The following is a 16,992-nucleotide window of genomic DNA, read 5'->3' on the forward strand; positions in this document are numbered from 1 at the left end:
TCTGGGAAGTACCGCAGCCCGCCGGCTGCGGAAGCACCGGAGCCGTCGAAGGAGAAGGCTATGTTTGCGCCCACGGGTTCGTTTTCCAGCTTCAGCGTCCAGACTAAAATCTACGACGACGCCGACCTGCCGACGGACGCCAAGGGAATCGCCCGCGGCATGGGCCCGGATATCGCGTGGTTCAAGGACCCCGCAGGCAATGTGATTTCCGTGATCAATCCGGCAGCAGTTAATGCGGGCAACAGTTAATCCGGTCACCACGGCGCCCTGAGCGATAGAATCCGGCAATCTGAAGGTTCGGCCCCGGCCGTTTACAACGTTACAGAGGTCCAGCGATGCATCCTTCCGCCAAAGAGTTGGCCGCCATGGTTCCCACCGGATTCACCCTGGGGGTGGCCACAGCCGCCTTCCAGATCGAAGGGGCGCTCGACGAGGACGGCCGCGGCCCCGCCGGCTGGGATGTCTTCGCCGCCAAGCCCGGAACGATCGTGGACGGCCACAGCCCAGTGGTCGCCTGCGACCACTACCACCGCATGCCGCAGGACGTGGCCCTCATGAAGGAACTGGGCGTCGATTCCTACCGGTTCTCGCTGTCGTGGCCGAGGATCCAGCCGGACGGCCGGGGAGCGGTGAACCGGGCCGGCCTGGACTTCTATGACCGGCTGCTGGATGAGCTGCTGGCCAATGGAATATCCCCGATGGTCACGCTCTACCACTGGGACACACCGTTGGCCCTTGACGAGGACGGCGGCTGGCTCAACCGTGACACCGCGTACCGTCTGGGGGAGTTCGCCGCCATCGCCGCCGCCGCATTCGGGGACCGGGTGGCACGCTGGGTGACCATCAACGAGCCCGCCACCGTGACCACGAACGGATATGCCCTGGGCATCCATTCCCCCGGGAAGGCGGACTTCGCCAACGGACTGCCTACGGTGCATCACCAGCTGCTGGGCCACGGCCTCGCCCTGCAGGCCCTGCGGGCGGCCAAGGTGCCTGGCGAAATCGGCATGACCAACGTGTATTCGCCGGTGGTGCCCAATTCCGGCAACCCCCTCGACTGGATCAGTGCCGGGGCCATGGATGTGGCACAGAACCGGCTGTACGCCGACCCGGTGCTCACCGGGAAGTATCCGGACCTGATCCGCCTCGGAAAGTTCTTCTCGTCCTTCGACCATCCGGATGAGGATATGGCCATCATTTCCCAGCCGCTGGATTTCTACGGCATGAACTACTACATGCCCACCCGGGTGGCTGCCGGCGGCGGGGACAGTCCTGTTCCGGCGGCCATGGCAGAGGCGATGGGGGATGACCTCAAGGACGCCACGCCGGGCGCGCCGCTGCATATCGAACCCTGGCCGGACACTGAAACCACTGCCTACGGGTGGCCCGTGAAGCCCGAGTACATGGCCGTGGCACTGAAGGAGATGGCCGAGCGGTACCCGAACCTTCCGCCGGTGATCATCACGGAGGGCGGGGCGAGCTTCGTGGACGTCAAGGTCCGCGACAAGTCCACCAACCGGACCTTCATCCCCGACGAACGGCGGCTGCGCTATCTTTCCGACCACCTGGGCACCGCCCTCCGCGCGACGGCCCCCGGCGGCGAGGCTGAGAAGATCGACCTGCGCGGCTACTACGTCTGGACGTTCATGGACAACTTCGAATGGTCGGGCGGCTACAAGCAGCCGTTCGGCCTGGTGCACGTGGATTTCGAGACGCAGGAGCGTACACCGAAGGCCTCGTTCTACTGGTTCCAGGAACTCCAGGAGGAACGCAGGCTGGCCGCCTCGGCGGATGCCGCCGTCGCCGCTGCCGCTGCCGGGCCGGAAGACGCTGCGACAGATGGAATGCTGACGACTGACGGAATGCTGACAGACATCGGGATGTCCGACGGCGGAACGCCCGGCGGCGGGCCGGTCACCTAAGCCGGTCACCTAAGCGGGAGGCACCCACGCGGGGGAGCTAGAGGAGTTCGAGCTCCCTGAGCTGGCGGGCGATGCCCGCCCCGTCGGGGGAGTAGATCCACGGCACCGTCGAGGCGCTGTGGTCCCCGTCTTCGGAGTGTCCGCCGGCGAAGACGGCCTCGCTCACGGACAGCTGCCGAATGGCGATGGCTGCCACCTTGTCAGCGTTGTGCTGGGTGAACTGGGAGTAGATCTGCTCGTCGTGCTGGCCGTTGTCGCCAATCAGGAGCCAGCGCATGTGCGGGAACTCCGCGGCCAGCCGTTCCAGGTTGCGGCGCTTGTGTTCCTGCCCGCTGCGGAACCAGCGGTCCTGGGTCAGGCCCCAGTCCGTGAGCAGCAGCGGGCCGGCCGGATACATGTTCCGGGTCAGGAAGCGTGCGAGGGTGGGCGCCGCGTTCCACGGGCCCGTCGAAAGATAGATGACGGGCGCGTCGGGGTGTTCCACGGTGAGCCGGTCCAGCAGCACGGCCATGCCCGGGGTGGCCATCCTGGCGCGCTCGCTCAGCACGAAAGTGTTCCACAGCGCCAGGAAGGGCCGCGGCAGTGCCGTCACCATGACGGTGTCGTCGATGTCGGAGACGATGCCGAACCTGGTGTCCGGGGAGATCACAAAGATGCTGGCTTCCACCGGCTCGGTGCCGGCGGACCGCAGGATGGCCGTGTGCCAGCCCGGGGAAAGGGATACCGGGATATCGATGTCCACGAGGCCGCCGCGGTCGGCCTTCACCTTGGTGACAGTTCCGCCGATCTCGATCTCCACCTCCGAGCCAGGGATGGGGACGCTGGTGAAGGCGCGCCAGCCACGCACGTTCTGGGTGCCGTTCCGGGCGGCATGGTCGGCGCGGCTGCCCGGCACGGGCTTGCTGGCCAGCACCACCCGGCCCAGGACGCGGACCCACTCCGTGGAGCCGTACCCCTGGTAGGCGATCGTCTTTGGTTCGAACTTCCAGCGGCGGGCGAGCTTGAGGCGCGAGGTGTTGATCGCGTCCGAGAGCCGGTGGGCCAGGCGGAAGACCCGGGTCCCTGACAAACTCGTCCCTGCCAGCGGTGATTCCTGTGACGGCATGTCCATGGCTTCACTCTGCCACAGGGCGGCGGACCATGGGCTGCCGGCCCGCACTCTGTTACTCGGCGTCTCCCAGCATCCCCCGCAGCGTGGCCGCATTGCGCACGGCGTTGCCGCCGCCGTCGTTATTGAAATAGGCGAAGACTTCCCGGCCGGAGCCGCGCCACTCACGGATCCTGTCCGCCCACCAGTGCAGGTCCGCGTCGGAGTAGGAGCCGCCGTACAGGTGCTGGTGGTCCGGGCCGTGCAGCCTGACATAGACGAACGGGGCGGTGGCCTCCAGGTTGCAGGGCAGGTTGGCGCCGCTCATGACGGTGTACGCAGCCCGGTGCCGCTCCAGCAGCCCGTAGACCTCCGGCTGCTCCCAGCTGGGATGCCGGAACTCGACCGCCACCCTGATCCAGTCCGGAACGGCACCGAGGAAATAGTCCAGCCGCGCGTCATCCCGCACCATGTCCGGAGGCAGCTGGACCAGCAGCACCGCCCGCTTGTCGCCAAGCTCGTGCCAGCACCGCGAGATCCGTTCGATCCAGACTTCCGGGGCGTAGAGCTTCTTGCCGTGGGTGAGTCCGCGTGGAGCTTTGACGGACAGGGCAAAACCGGCGGGCAGCCGGGTCCGCCAGCCGGCGAACGTAGTATCCCGCGGCCAGCGGTAGAAGCTGGCGTTCAGCTCCACCGTGCTGAACTCCGCCACGTAGTGCTGCAGCCGGTCCCGGGTGGGAAGCCCCGGCGGGTACAGTACGTTCTCCCAGTGGTCGTAGCTCCAGCCGGAGGTGCCGATGTGGGTCTTCACGGGGCGGACGTCACTCGAAGTGGGTTGTCACGGTGCCGCCGCCGGCGGACTCAACGACGGCCGCAGCGACGTCACGCAGCTTCAGGTTGCGCGTGCTTGAAGCCGACTTGATGAGGTTGATGGCGTCCTCCTGGCTGCAGCGGTTCTGCGCAATGATGATCCCCACGGCCATGTCGATGATGGTCCGTGACTCCATCGCCCGCCTCAGGTTGGCGGCGTTTTCGTTGCGCTGTGCGAGGAGCACCGCGAGCCGCAGCCCCTTGGAGGCCTGCCGCACGTAGTTGACTGCCCGGTCCACTGTGGCGGCGTCAAAGACGTTGGGCTTCTCGGAGTACAGGTTGAGCCCCGCCCGGGCGTCATCGCCGGGAAGTTCGAAAGGCACCGCCAGGACCGACCGGATGCCGTTCTTCAGCACGGTGTCGTTGTACTCCGGAAACTCCGTGTCCAGCTCGAAGTCCGGAACGTGGACCACGACGCCCTCCCGGCAGGACCGCAGGCAGGGGCCGTCGCCGAACTGGTACTGGAGTTCGTCCAGTGCCCTGGCGTGCTCACCGCTGCTGGCCACGGTGGCCGCCGACCGGTGCCTCAGGAGCGTGATGCCGCAATAGATCCGGCCGCGCGGGCCAGACATGTTCTCCGCGGAGAACCGTGCCAGCTCCTCCAGGAAGTCCTGGACATCCTGGGTATCCAGCAGCATGTCCTGGACGCGCCCCACCACATCCGCTTCGTTCAGGCGACTATCCACGCAAGGCTCCACTTCCGCCTGCCAGACCGGCAGAACCGGAATGGCTGGCAAGCTCATTGGACAGGGCTCCGGCGGCCGCTCCGCCTACGATCAGGCTACACCCGGCTACCCCTCGTGCGCCGGGGTCAGCTGTGGCACTGTAAGGGCATGGTACGCATCGAAGATTATGCGGTGGTGGGGGACCTGCACACGGGCGCCCTGGTCAGTACTGAAGGTTCAATTGACTGGCTGTGCCTGCCGCGCTTCGATTCACCGGCCTGCTTCAATGCGCTGCTGGACACCCCTGAGGCCGGCCGCTGGCTCCTGGCCCCTGCCGGGGGAGGAGGATGCACCCGCCGCCGCTACCGCCGGCACACGCTCATCCTCGAAACGGAATGGGAAACCGACGACGGCGCTGTCCGGGTCATCGACTTCATGCCGCCCCGCGACGAGGTGGCGGACATCGTGCGGATCGTCGTGGGCCTGCACGGCCACGTCCGGATGCGCAGCGAACTGGCTCTGCGCTTCGACTATGGCCACATCATGCCGTGGGTGCGCCGGGACAGCCATGGACTCCACGCCATCGCCGGCCCGGATTCCGCCTATCTGGTCACCACAGCGCCGCTGCGCGGCGAACGCATGCACACCGTCAGTGACTTCACGGTGAAGGCCGGCGAGCGGGTGCCGTTCGTGCTGACCTGGGCACCGAGCCACGTCCGGCGGCCGCGGTCCGTGGACGCCGAGGAAGTCCTGGATTCCACCGAACGGTTCTGGCGCGAATGGACGGACAAGTGCAAAGTGTCCGGGCCGTACAAGGACGCCGTGCAGCGCTCGCTGATCACGCTCAAGGCGTTGACCTACGCGCCCACGGGAGGGATCGTGGCAGCCGTGACCACGTCGCTGCCTGAGCAGCTGGGCGGGCCGCGGAACTGGGACTACCGCTTCTGCTGGCTCCGGGACGCCACCCTGACACTGCAGGCGTTGCTGGCCGCGGGCTACACCTCCGAGGCGGCCGCCTGGCGGGACTGGCTGCTGCGGGCCGTGGCAGGTGACCCGGCCGACCTGCAGATCATGTACGGAATCCACGGCGAACGCCGGCTGCCCGAGCTGGAGCTGCCCTGGCTGTCCGGCTACGAGAAATCCGCGCCGGTCCGGGTGGGCAACGCGGCCGCGGGCCAGTTGCAGCTGGACGTGTGGGGCGAGGTGCTGGACTGCCTTGCCCTCACCCGCAACTCACTGCTGAAGCACACGGACGAGGCGTGGGACGTCCAGGTGGCGCTGATGGAATACCTCGAAGGCGCCTGGGATCAGCCGGACAACGGGCTGTGGGAGATGCGCGGCCCACGGCGCCACTTCACGCATTCCAAAGTGATGGCGTGGGTAGCTGCGGACCGGATGGTCAAGGGGGTCCGGGATTCGGGCCTTCCGGGCCCGGCTGACCGCTGGGAGGCGCTCCGCGACACCATCCATGACGAAGTCATGGAAAAGGGTTTTGACCCCGGCCGGAACACTTTTACCCAGAGCTACGGCCGGCCCGAACTTGATGCCAGCCTCCTCCTCATTCCCCGGGTGGGATTCCTCCCGGCCGACGATCCCCGAGTGATCGGCACCATCGATGCCATCCAGCGAGAGCTGACGGAGGACGGGTTCGTGCTCAGGTACAGGCCCCAGGCCAGCGACGACGGCCTGCCGGGGGATGAGGGGGTGTTCCTCGCCTGTTCCTTCTGGCTGGTGGAGGCGCTGCTGGGAGCCGGCAGGCGCAGGGAGGCGACCGAACTGTTCGAGCGGCTGCTGTCGCTGCGCAACGACGTCGGCCTGCTGAGTGAGGAATGGGGCGTCCAGAGCGCCCGGCACCTGGGGAACACCCCGCAGGCCTTCAGCCATTTCGCGCTCGTGACCAGCGCCTTGGAACTGAACCAGCGCCGCCCCCGCCGCAGCGACAAGCCCCTCCCCTCAAAGGCCCGTACCGGGTGATGTCGCTCACCTACCTCGTTAGGTAAGTATACTTACTAACACCTCGCCGAACGGCGAAGAAGGAGGAAGGCCTAAATGTCTGGATATTTCGAGTTGGTGGACGCTCCCGACGGCGGATACAGGATCCGGCTGCTGGACGGGACGGGGGCACTAATGGCGGTGTCAGTCACCTTCCCGACGAAGCGTGCGGCGGTGGCGGGAATCGCGCAGGCGCGGGAGATTGCCGGAACCGGACTGATCCGTGATCTCTGCAAGGACGCCGTCAAGCGGCCCGCCCAAAAGCGCCACATGAAACCCGCGCGGCAGGCGCACAAGCCTGTGGTCGCGACTGGCCGTGGCCCGCGCCTGCCCGCGCTGGCCGAACGCTGATGCGCATGGGAGGGTCCGGGCGCCGGAAGGGTGTCCTGTTCGACGTTGACGGAACCCTGATCGACTCCGCCTACATCCACACCCTTGCCTGGTGGCACGCGTTCCGCCAGTCCGGGTACGACGTGCCCATGGCCAGGATCCACCGCTGCGTGGGGATGGGCGGGGCCCGGCTGGTGGACACGCTGCTGCCCGACTCCCGGGACAAAGACGAGGTGGACGAGGCTGTCCTGAACGCCCATTCCGGTATCTTCGGCACCTTCTGGCCGTCGCTGCGGCCCCTTGACGGGGCCCGGGACCTGCTGGCCCAGTGCAGTGAGAGTGGCCTGGCGGTGGCGCTGGCCTCGTCCGCCAGGCAGCAGGACCTCAAGGCGCTCCGGTCGGCGCTGTCCGCCGATTCCTTTATCCACGCGGCCACCAGTGCCAATGACGCTGAAAACAGCAAACCCGAGCCGGACATCCTGGTGGCGGCGCTGAAGGCCGTGGGGGTTGAGGCCTCGGAGGCCATCTACGTGGGGGACGCGGTGTGGGACGTCATGGCGGCCAGCAGCATCGGCATGCCCACTATCGCCCTCACCTGCGGGGGCACCAGCGAGGCGGAACTCCTGGCGGCGGGCGCGGCTGAAGTGTATGCGGGTCCGCGGGAACTGCTGGAGAATCTGGGCGGCAGCGCGATCGGAAAGCTGCTCGCCCGCTAGGTTCGCAGCGGAATCGGGCCCTGCGGCATCAGGTGCCGGCCGTGTCTGCCCTGGACTCGGTGTTCGTGAATCCGCCGCCCTCGGGCTCGTCGGCGTAAGACCCCTTGTTCCACGACACCGCAACCGCAACGGAGCCGTCATCGTTCCTGACCACCTCGGTGACCACATCCGACACGGCCGCGCCCATGGCGAGGATCTTTGCACGGTATGTGGTCACCAGTTCCTCGAGGCTGGCTTCTGTCCATTCGCCAGGGCGCATGCGCGTGGAGATTTCCACCGGTTCGGGCTGGTATAGCGACATGATGTTGCCTTTCTTCAGGGGCAGGGCCAGTTCCTACGCTAGGAGCGTTCTCCGGCCGAAACAAGCGAAAAGCAAGGCTGCTTACCTTTTGGCTTTGAAATCTGCGAAAATTGCTAAGTATGCTGATCTTCACATCCGAACCCAGGCACGTTACGGTCGAAAGGACGCGACGTGCAGCGAGAGGAAGGCATTCCATTGAAGGCTCTGACTTGGCAAGGCAAGCGCTCGGTGAGCGTGAAGGAAGTACCGGATCCCGTCATCCAGGAGCCCACGGATGCGATCGTGAGGATCACGTCGTCGGCGATCTGCGGCTCGGACCTCCACCTGTACGAGGTGCTTGGCCCTTACATGCACAAGGACGACGTGCTGGGCCATGAACCCATGGGCATCGTGGAGGAGGTGGGGAGCGCCGTCACCAACCTCACAAAGGGGGACCGCGTTGTCATTCCCTTTAACATCTCCTGCGGCCACTGCTACATGTGCTCCCAGGGCCTGCAGTCCCAGTGCGAAACCAGCCAGGTCCGGGAGAAGAATTCAGGATGCGCCATCTTCGGGTACTCGGAGCTGTACGGCTCTGTCCCTGGCGGCCAGGCGGAGTACCTGCGCGTGCCGTTCGCGGACTACGGCCCCGTCAAGGTGGGGCAGGAGCTGCCGGACGAACGCTACCTTTTCCTCTCGGACATCCTTCCCACCGCCTGGCAGGCAGTGAAGTATGCCGATGCCCCGGCGGGCGGAACGCTGGCGGTCTTCGGGCTCGGTCCTGTCGGGCAGTTCAGCTCGCGGATCGGAAACTATCTCGGCCAGCGGGTCATCGCTGTTGATCCGGTGCCGGAACGCCGCGAGATGGCGGCGCGCCACGGCGTCGAGGTTCTGGACTATTCCAAGGACATTGCCGACGAGCTGCGGGAGATGACCGGCGGCAGGGGACCGGATGCTGTGGTCGACGCCGTCGGCATGGAGGCACACGGCTCGCCGGTGGCCGGGTTCGCCCACCAGGCACTCGGCCTTCTCCCGGACAAGGTGGCGCAGAAGGCCATGGAGACCGCCGGTGTGGACCGGCTCGCCGCAGTCCACGCGGCCATCGATTCGGTGCGCCGCGGCGGCACCGTTTCCCTGAGCGGCGTTTACGGCGGCACAGCCAGCCCCATGCCCCTGCTCACCATGTTCGACAAGCAGATCCAGTTGCGCATGGGCCAGTGCAACGTCCGCCGGTGGACGGATGAGCTGCTTCCCATTGTGGAGGACGACGCCGATCCGCTGGGTGTGATGGATCTGGTCACCCACACCGCGGGGTTGTCCGAGGCGCCGGAGCTTTACGCGAAATTCCAGAAGAAGGAGGACGGCTGTATCAAGGTTGTCCTCAAGCCCTGACGGGCTACGAGGCTCCGGGCTTTAGCAGCGAGGTCCGGGAAAGCGGCCGGCGGGAGCACTCTCCCGCCGGCTGCTTTCCGTCAGTCCCGCTGCTTGTTGCCCTACTGCTCGCGCCAGTCGTTTCCGGTGATGTGGGAGCCGGCCTGTGGCCCCATCTGGAGCATCCCGCCGTCGACCGCCCAGGACGCCCCGGTGACGTAGCTCGACGCCGGGGACGCGAGGAAGGCGATGACCGCGGCCACCTCACGGGCGTCGCCCGGCCGGCCCAGCGGAACACCGGGCCGGTCCACCTGGTGCGGATCCTCGTCGGTTTGGCCGGTCATCGGCGTCGCGATCTCGCCAGGGGCCACAGAGTTGGCGGTGATGCCGTGGCTGGCCAGCTCCAGCGCAATGGTTTTGATGAGTCCGCCGAGTCCGTGCTTGGAGGCGTCGTAGGCGGATGCGCCCACCCGGGGCTGCGTCTCATGGACACTGGTGACGGCGATGATGCGGCCGCCGCGGCCAGCGTCGACCATTCTCCGGGCTGCGGCCTGGATGCATAGGAAGGCGCCGTTGAGGTTGGTGTCCAGCGTTTTCGCCCAGGTCTCGTAGTTCAGCTCGAGGAACTTGGTGCCGTCGCCGGTGCCGGAGTTGTTGACGAACACGTCCACCCCGCCCAGGTCCTTGGCCAGGTCCTCGATGACGCCGGCGCAGGTCAGGAGGTCGGTGGTGTCGAGTTGCCGGACCACGGCGTTCCGGCCCGTTGCCCGAACTTCCTCTGCCGTCCGCTCGGCGCCGTCCTGGTCCGAATGCCAGGTTATGCCGACGTCGAGGCCCGCCCGGGCCAGTGCCACGGCGGTGGCTCGGCCGATCCCTGAATCGCTGCCCGTAACGATGGCGGTGCGGGGTGAGAAGTCCATGGTGGGTCCTTTCAGTGGCCTTGCCGTGGGCCTGTTCCTTGCGTCTTTCAGGGGTTCAGCCGGCCGCATCCACCACGCAGAAGCGGTTGCCGTCCGGGTCTTCCAGCACGATGAAGTCGGGGTCGTCGGGATAGGAGTCCCAGTCGACGCGGGATGCCCCGAGCTCGACGAGGCGTTCCACCTCGGCCGCCTGGTCATCGGCATAGAGATCGAGATGGAGGCGCGGATGGGGCTGTACAGCGGTCTCGCTGAGCATGAGGGCCAGCCGGGCGCCTTCACCTTTCTGCGGGACGAGCACCACCCAGGTTTCGTCGCCGTCCTCCCGGGGGACGTAGCCGAGGGCGTCGCACCAGAAAGCGGTGGCGCGGGCGACGTCATTGACGCCAAGGACAGCCGTTCCGATCGTCAGCATGCCTTCATGCTTCCGCGCAGCTTCCTGTGATGCAAGGGTTTGGACGCTGCGCCGACGAAGTCGCCGGAAACATGCGAAATCGCCGGAAGCGCGTGCGGCGAACTGGCAAGCTTCCGGCGATCTCGGTGACGCGGGGGTGGCCGGGGTGGCTAGGTCAGGCGGACCTGCCGGTTCATGTCCTTGTAGAGCAGGTAGCGGAATTCACCCGGGCCGCCGGCGTAGCAGGCCTGCGGGCAGAAGGCGCGCAGCCACATGAAATCGCCGGCCTCCACCTCCACCCAGTCGTTGTTGAGCAGGTACATGGCTTTGCCCTCCAGGACGTACAGGCCATGCTCCATGACGTGGGTTTCCGGGAACGGGATGACGCCGCCGGGCTGGAACGTCACGATGTTCACCTGCATGTCGTGGGCCAGGTCGCTGGAGTCGGTGAAGCGGGTGGTCTTCCAGACGTCGTTGGTGTCCGGCATCGACGTCGGTTCCACGTCCTTTTCGTTGGTGACGAAGGACTTGGCCTCGTACCCTTCGAGGCGTTCGTAGGCCTTGCGGATCCAGTGGAAGGACACGATGTCGTCGGAGACGTTCTCCAGCCCCCACTGGGCCCCGGCGGCGAGGTAGGCGTAGCCGCCCTCCTCGAGCTGGTGCAGTTCGCCGTCGAGGGTCAGGTTGACGGTGCCCTTGGCGACGAAGATGACGCCCTCGACGCCTTCCTCGAATTCCGCCCGGGGCGCCCCGCCGCCCGGGCCGATCTCGACGATCAGCTGGGAGAACGTGGTGGCGAAGCCGGAGATGGGGCGGGCAATGATCCACGAGCGGGTGTTCGCGAAGCCCGGCAGGTTGGACGTGACGATGTCCGTCAGCACGCCCTTCGGAATGACCGTGTACGCCTCGGTGACGATGGCCCGCTCGGTGGTGAGGTGGGTCTGCGGCGGAAGGCCGCCTTCGGGATAGTAGTACTTGCCCATGTCTGGATCCTTACTTTGAAGTTGTGGTGAGGCGGGGGTGGGCCAGCGACGTGAGCTGGGGGAGTCCGACGCCGGCAAGCGCCTGCACTTCCTCCGCGCCGACCGCTCCGCATTGGACGCCGCGGAGCACAAACCCCGCAAGGGCGCGGGCCGTCGCCGGCTCGTCCATGACGCCGCCTTCCGTCTGCTCCACGTAGTTCCGCAGCCGGGCGGCCGCGGCGGGCAGGCCCTGGCGGTAGAAGGCATACGTGGCTGCGAAGCGGCTGGGCAGCTGGGCCGGGTGCAGGTCCCAGCCCTGGTAGTAACCCCGCTCCAGGGACCGGCGCACCAGGCGGCCGTGCAGCTGCCAGGCATTTTCCACGTTGTCGCCCACGGGAATGATGTTGGTGGACCCGTCGGACAGCCGGATGCCGGTACCGGCCACGGCCAGCTGCATGACTTCCTTGGCGAAGTCCGCCACCGGGTGCTCCATCGACTGGTACTCCGCCGAGATCTGCAGCGAGGCGGAGTAGTCGTAGGTGCCGTAGTGCAGGCCGCTGATCCGGCCGGGGACGGCGTGGGGCAGCTGCGCCACCGGGGAGGTTCCTTCCGGGCCGAGGATGAGCTGCGGCGTTTCCACCTGCACCTCGAACCGGAGCCGGCCGGCGGGGAGCGAGTGGATTTCCTCGAGCCGGGAGACGGCGTAGTCCATGGCCTGGACCTGCGCCACCGTGGTGACCTTCGGCAGCGTCAGGACCAGGCCCGCAGGCAGTTCGCCCGCCGCGGCCAGGCCCGAGACGAACAGGTCAAGGGTGCGCAGGCCGCGGGCGCGGGTGGGCGCCTCGAAGCACTTGAACCGGATGCCGATGAACGGCGGCGCGGAGCCGGCCGAAACTGCGGCGGCCACCGCGGATGCCGCGGCAACGGCGGCAGCGTCCTCGGCGTCGTCGCCCCGGTCCCCGAACCCGTCCTCGAAGTCGAGCCGGAGGTCCTCGATCGGCTCCGTGCCCAGCTTCGTCTCCACCCGGGATGCGACGGCCCCGGCGAGGTCGGCGTCCTGGCCCAGCAACGAGCCGAGCCGGGACAGCCCGCCGTGGGCAGCCGCCGTCGCCAGCGCCTGGGTTCCCCAGTCGGCGGCGAGCGACGGCGTGAACCGGTCGGCAGGGACGTACACGGTGTGGACGGGCTGGCGGGAACCGTCGTCGCCCGGGTAGTTCTGCTCGAGCAGCCGGTCGGTGTCCGCCAGCTGCCCGTCGATCCGGGCCAGATCCCCGGCGGTCAGCGAGGTTTCGGGTACCGCCATGCCTCAGCCCACCAGTTCGTAGGCGGGGGTGGTGAGGAAGTCGGTGTAGTCCTCGGACAGGCAGATGTCGCCGATCAGGGCGCTGGCGGGCTGGTAGTAGCGCGCGAACGCTTCCTCGCCCACCTCGCCGCGCAGCTTCTCGGTTTCCTCGGCGAGGATCCGGGTGACCAGTTCGCGGGTGACCTTGTTGCCGGAATCCGCGAGGACAACCTCGTTGCGGATCTGCTGCCAGACCTGCGAGCGGGAGATTTCCGCCGTCGCGGCATCCTCCATCAGGTTGTGGATGGCCACCGCGCCATTGCCCGAGATCCAGACCGCGGTGTAGGCCACGGCGACGTAGAGGTTCAGGCGCAGTCCGGCTTCCGTGACCTGGCCTTCGGCGGAGGAGATGTCCAGCAGCTGGCCGGCCGTGACCGAGACTTCCGGGCGCTGCTTGTCCAGCTGGTTGGGCTTGTCCCCGAGGATCGAATCGAAAACCTCCTGGCAGACGGGCACCAGGTCCGGGTGGGCCACCCACGAGCCGTCGAAGCCGTCATTCGCCTCGCGGGTCTTGTCCGCGCGGACCTTCTCAAAGGCCTGTGCAGTCACCTCGGGTTCGCGGCGGTTGGGGATGACGGCAGCCATGCCGCCCATCGCGAAGGCGCCGCGGTGGTGGCAGGTCTTCACCAGCAGTTCGGTGTACGCCCGCATGAACGGCGCCGTCATGGCCACGGTGGCGCGGTCCGGGAGCACGAAGCTGGAACCGGCGTCGCGGAAGTACTTGATGATGCTGAACAGGTAGTCCCAGCGGCCGGCGTTCAGGCCGGAGGCGTGGTCCCGCAGCTCGTAGAGGATCTCGTCCATCTCGAACGCAGCCGGGATGGTTTCGATCAGCACGGTGGCGCGGATGGTGCCCTGGCCGAGGCCCAGGAAGTCCTGGGCGAAAACGAACACGTCGTTCCACAGGCGGGCTTCGAGGTGGCTTTCCATCTTCGGCAGGTAGTAGTACGGGCCGTGGCCGTTGAGCATCAGCTGCTTGGCGATGTGGAAGAAGTGCAGGCCGAAGTCCACCAGCGCACCGACCGCGGGTTCGCCGTCGAGGAGCAGGTGCCGCTCCTCCATGTGCCAGCCACGGGGGCGGGCCACGACGACGGCCAGCGGGGCGTCGGTGCGCAGCCGGTACTCCTTGCCCTCGGGGGAGGTGTAGCTCAGCGTTCCCGTGGCGGCGTCGCGGAGGTTGAGGATGGCGTCGATGACGTTGCCCCACGTCGGGGTGCTGGCGTCCTCGAGGTCCGCGAGCCACACCTTGGCGCCGGAGTTCAGGGCGTTGATGGCCATCTTGGCCGGCGAAGCCGGTCCGGTCATCTCAACCCGGCGGTCCTGCAGGGCCGCCGGTGCCGGCGCAACCTTCCAGTCGCCGTCGCGCACGTTCCTGGTCTCCGGCAGGAAATCCAGGCTGCCGGTCCGTGCCACCTGCTCACGCTTGGCCTTGCGGGCCTCGAGCAGCTCGCCGCGGCGGCCAGCGAATCGCTTGTGCAGCTCCTCCACGAAAGCGAGGGCCTTCGGGGTCAGAATCTCCTCAGCACGCTCGATCGGCCGGGGGTCTGTGACTGTGATAGCCATTGTGGGTCCTTTCCAGGGCTGATTCAGGCGTTGGCGAGAGCCGCTGTGTCTACCGCAGCAGAAGCTGCTTCTTCTGTTGAGTCTTCCGCTGATGCTGCCGCGACGCCAGTACCCGCTGCGGCGTGGGCCGCGGCTGCGACTGCTGCCGCGACGTCGCCGGCCACGTGCGGATCAAAGACGCTGGGGATGATGTAGCTGGCGTTGAGCTCATCGTCGGCAACGCGGTTGGCGATCGCCTCGGCGGCGGCCACCAGCATCTCCGGCGTGATGTCCGATGCCCCGGCGTCCAGCAGTCCGCGGAAGAATCCCGGGAAGGCCAGCACGTTGTTGATCTGGTTGGGGAAGTCGCTGCGGCCGGTCGCGACGACGGCGGCGTGCTTGGATGCCACTGCCGGGTCGATTTCCGGCGTCGGGTTGGCCATGGCGAAGACGATTGCGTCCTTGGCCATGGCGGCCACCTGCTCCTCGCCGATCACGTGCGGGGCGCTGACGCCGATGAAGACGTCGGCACCCTTGAGTGCCTCGTGCAGCGTGCCGGAGAAGCCCTCTTCGTTGGTGTTGGCAGCGATCCAGGTCCGGTGCTCGTCGTTGTACTTCTCGCCCGAGTGGATGGCGCCGGAACGGCCGGCGGCGATGATGTGCTGCGCACCCTGGGCTTTGAGGAGCTGGATGATCGCGGAGCCGGCGGCGCCGACGCCGGAAACCACGATGCGGACGTCGGCGAGCTTCTTGCCGACGACGCGGAGCGCGTTGACCAAAGCTGCCAGCGTGACGATCGCGGTGCCGTGCTGGTCGTCGTGGAAGACCGGGATGTCCAGTTCCTCGCGGAGGCGGTTCTCGATTTCGAAGCAGCGCGGGGCGGCGATGTCCTCGAGGTTCACGCCGCCGTAGACGGGTGCCAGGGCCTTGACGATGCTGATGATTTCCTCGGTGTCCTGGGTGTCCAGGCAGACGGGCCAAGCGTCGACGTTGGCGAACTGCTTGAACAGCGCGGCCTTGCCCTCCATCACCGGCAGGGCAGCCGCGGGGCCGATGTTTCCGAGGCCGAGGACGGCGGAACCGTCGGTGACCACGGCGATGGTGTTCCGCTTGACCGTCAGGTTCCGGGCGGCGTCGGGGTTTTCGGCGATGGCGAGGCAGACGCGCGCGACGCCGGGGGTGTAGGCGCGGGAGAGGTCGTCGCGGTTGCGCAGCGCGACCTTCGGGACCACCTCGAGTTTGCCGCCGAGGTGCATCAGGAAGGTCCGGTCGGAGACGTTGCGCACCGTGACGCCGTCCAGCGCGTTCAGGGCGTCCTTCACGCGGTCGGCGTGGTCCTGGTCCGTGGTGTTGCAGGTGACGTCGACAACCAGCGTGTCGTGGTGGGACTCGGTGACGTCCAGTGCGGTGATGGCCGCTCCGGCCGCGCCGACGGCGGCTGCGAGCTCGCTGGTGGCCGTGAAGCTCGACGGCGCCTCCACGCGCAGGGTGATTGAGTTGCCGGGGCTCGGGTTCGCCATTGAATGTCCTCCTGGTTGGGCCTGCCGGAGCGGCCGGCCGATCTGCTAAATGTTTTCGTATTATGGATATTATTATTCTCTTTGTGGAAATACAAGCCCCTGTTGCTTCCATCGACGCGACCCCGCGCTGTGCTGTATCTTTGGCTGTCTAAGCAACTTTTTTCACGATGCGGATAAGAGTTGTCGTATTCGAGGCAACAGGAGAGTGCTACATGGCTGAGAAGGCCAGCGGAGGCGTGCAGTCGGTTGAGCGCGTCTTTGAACTTTTGGAACTGATCACCGACGCCGGCGGCGACGTGACGCTCAGTGAACTCTCCTCCTCGACGGACCTGCCCCTGCCGACGATCCACCGGCTGCTGCGCACGCTCGTGGCGCTGGGATACATCCGCCAGCTGCCGAACCGCCGCTACGCCCTCGGCCCGCGGCTGATCCGGCTCGGCGAAGGCGCCAACAAGCAGCTCGGCGCCCTGGCGCGGCCGCAGCTGAAATCCCTCGTGGACCGGCTGGGGGAGACCTCCAACATGGCCGTGCTGGATTCGGACATGGTCATCTACGTGGCCCAGGTGCCCTCGCTGCACTCCATGCGCATGTTCACCGAGGTGGGCCGGCGCGCCCACACCCATGACACCGGCGTGGGCAAGGCGATCCTGGCGCAGCTGGACGACGAGGTGGTGCGCGGCATCGTGACCCGCACCGGCATGCCCACGCCCACGGCCAAGAGCATCGGCGACTTCGATTCCCTGATCGCGGACCTGAACCGGATCCGGGAACGCGGCTACTCCATCGACGAGGAGGAGCAGGAGCTCGGCGTGCGCTGCTTTGCCATGGCCGTGCCCAACGCCCCCACACCCACCGCCATCTCCGTCTCCGGCCCGGTCTCCCGCGTGGACGACTCCTTCGCCGAGCGTGCGGTCCCGCTGCTCCGCCAGGCGGCCCAGGCCATCTCGGACGAGCTCAACCAAAACTGACGCGGTTCCCCGAACTGACCTCCCGCCGTCGTTCTTTAAGCGCGAACGTGCAGATAATGCCCTCAAATCCAGGATGTGAGGGCAGTAACAGCTTGTACGCGCTTCTCCGGCGCC

Annotated in this window: 17 protein-coding genes; 7 read left to right on the plus strand and 10 right to left on the minus strand. The window is 67.1% G+C overall.

All coding sequences use genetic code 11. The features are described 5' to 3' along the window. Positions 1–60: 60 nt before the first annotated feature. Together ACFUTU_RS17840 and ACFUTU_RS17845 are read left to right on the plus strand one after the other, a co-directional pair. The gene (locus tag ACFUTU_RS17840; RefSeq protein WP_377966689.1) at positions 61–249 is read left to right on the plus strand and encodes a hypothetical protein; all 189 of its coding nucleotides are present in this window, start codon (positions 61–63) and stop codon (positions 247–249) included. Between the two features lie 86 nt (positions 250–335). After that, complete coding sequence (locus ACFUTU_RS17845) at positions 336–1,922, plus strand: GH1 family beta-glucosidase (RefSeq protein ID WP_377966653.1); 1,587 nt, start codon at positions 336–338, stop codon at positions 1,920–1,922. A 37-nt stretch (positions 1,923–1,959) separates the two neighbouring features. Here the strand turns inward: ACFUTU_RS17845 and ACFUTU_RS17850 are convergent, their stop codons facing one another. The 3 genes from ACFUTU_RS17850 to ACFUTU_RS17860 are packed head-to-tail and all read right to left on the minus strand — an operon-like array spanning position 1,960 to position 4,565. Beyond that, positions 1,960–3,033, minus strand: a complete 1,074-nt coding sequence (locus ACFUTU_RS17850) for an App1 family protein (RefSeq protein WP_377966655.1) — start codon at positions 3,031–3,033, stop codon at positions 1,960–1,962. 52 nt (positions 3,034–3,085) lie between these two features. Continuing rightward, positions 3,086–3,820, minus strand: a complete 735-nt coding sequence (locus ACFUTU_RS17855; RefSeq protein WP_377966657.1) for a DUF72 domain-containing protein — start codon at positions 3,818–3,820, stop codon at positions 3,086–3,088. Positions 3,821–3,830: 10 nt separating this feature from the next. Then, a complete protein-coding gene (locus ACFUTU_RS17860) occupies positions 3,831–4,565 on the minus strand; it encodes an ANTAR domain-containing protein (RefSeq protein ID WP_377966659.1) in 735 nt (244 codons plus the stop codon). A 147-nt stretch (positions 4,566–4,712) separates the two neighbouring features. Between ACFUTU_RS17860 and ACFUTU_RS17865 the strand changes: the two genes are divergently transcribed. From ACFUTU_RS17865 to ACFUTU_RS17875, 3 genes are all read left to right on the plus strand, one after another. Next, entirely contained in the window at positions 4,713–6,518 is a 1,806-nt protein-coding gene (locus ACFUTU_RS17865) for a glycoside hydrolase family 15 protein (protein ID WP_377966661.1), read from the plus strand. Positions 6,519–6,593: 75 nt separating this feature from the next. After that, entirely contained in the window at positions 6,594–6,887 is a 294-nt protein-coding gene (locus ACFUTU_RS17870; protein ID WP_377966663.1) for a YegP family protein, read from the plus strand. Further along, positions 6,887–7,582, plus strand: coding sequence for an HAD family hydrolase (locus tag ACFUTU_RS17875; protein ID WP_377966665.1), 696 nt, complete (start codon positions 6,887–6,889; stop codon positions 7,580–7,582). Before ACFUTU_RS17870 ends, ACFUTU_RS17875 begins: the two co-directional genes overlap by 1 nt. Positions 7,583–7,610: 28 nt before the next feature. Here ACFUTU_RS17875 and ACFUTU_RS17880 read toward each other — a convergent pair whose 3' ends face one another. Then, complete coding sequence (locus ACFUTU_RS17880; protein ID WP_377966667.1) at positions 7,611–7,883, minus strand: hypothetical protein; 273 nt, start codon at positions 7,881–7,883, stop codon at positions 7,611–7,613. Between the two features lie 195 nt (positions 7,884–8,078). Between ACFUTU_RS17880 and ACFUTU_RS17885 the strand changes: the two genes are divergently transcribed. Next, positions 8,079–9,254 carry a zinc-dependent alcohol dehydrogenase gene (locus tag ACFUTU_RS17885; protein ID WP_377966669.1) on the plus strand — a complete coding sequence of 392 codons (1,176 nt, stop codon included), beginning with the start codon at positions 8,079–8,081 and terminating at the stop codon, positions 9,252–9,254. A gap of 101 nt (positions 9,255–9,355) precedes the next feature. On the opposite strand, the gene ACFUTU_RS17890 is transcribed toward ACFUTU_RS17885, so the two are convergent. The 6 genes from ACFUTU_RS17890 to ACFUTU_RS17915 form a co-directional block, all read right to left on the minus strand. Next, a complete protein-coding gene (locus ACFUTU_RS17890) occupies positions 9,356–10,153 on the minus strand; it encodes an SDR family oxidoreductase (protein ID WP_377966671.1) in 798 nt (265 codons plus the stop codon). Positions 10,154–10,208: 55 nt separating this feature from the next. Further along, positions 10,209–10,565, minus strand: a complete 357-nt coding sequence (locus ACFUTU_RS17895; RefSeq protein ID WP_377966673.1) for a VOC family protein — start codon at positions 10,563–10,565, stop codon at positions 10,209–10,211. A 149-nt stretch (positions 10,566–10,714) separates the two neighbouring features. Next, positions 10,715–11,527 (minus strand): bifunctional allantoicase/(S)-ureidoglycine aminohydrolase, encoded by an 813-nt coding sequence (locus ACFUTU_RS17900; protein ID WP_377966675.1) that lies wholly within the window; start codon positions 11,525–11,527, stop codon positions 10,715–10,717. Positions 11,528–11,537: 10 nt separating this feature from the next. Continuing rightward, positions 11,538–12,809 (minus strand): DUF6986 family protein, encoded by a 1,272-nt coding sequence (locus ACFUTU_RS17905; protein WP_377966677.1) that lies wholly within the window; start codon positions 12,807–12,809, stop codon positions 11,538–11,540. Between the two features lie 3 nt (positions 12,810–12,812). Further along, positions 12,813–14,411, minus strand: a complete 1,599-nt coding sequence (aceB, locus tag ACFUTU_RS17910; RefSeq protein ID WP_377966679.1) for a malate synthase A — start codon at positions 14,409–14,411, stop codon at positions 12,813–12,815. A gap of 23 nt (positions 14,412–14,434) precedes the next feature. Then, positions 14,435–15,910 carry an NAD-dependent malic enzyme gene (locus tag ACFUTU_RS17915; protein WP_377966681.1) on the minus strand — a complete coding sequence of 492 codons (1,476 nt, stop codon included), beginning with the start codon at positions 15,908–15,910 and terminating at the stop codon, positions 14,435–14,437. A gap of 212 nt (positions 15,911–16,122) precedes the next feature. Here ACFUTU_RS17915 and ACFUTU_RS17920 point away from each other — a divergent pair, with 212 nt between their 5' ends. Continuing rightward, positions 16,123–16,878, plus strand: a complete 756-nt coding sequence (locus tag ACFUTU_RS17920; RefSeq protein ID WP_377966683.1) for an IclR family transcriptional regulator — start codon at positions 16,123–16,125, stop codon at positions 16,876–16,878. Positions 16,879–16,992 lie beyond the last annotated feature (114 nt).

Origin of the sequence: Arthrobacter sp. NPDC057388 (assembly GCF_042668165.1) — a bacterium.
Lineage (GTDB): Bacteria > Actinomycetota > Actinomycetes > Actinomycetales > Micrococcaceae > Arthrobacter.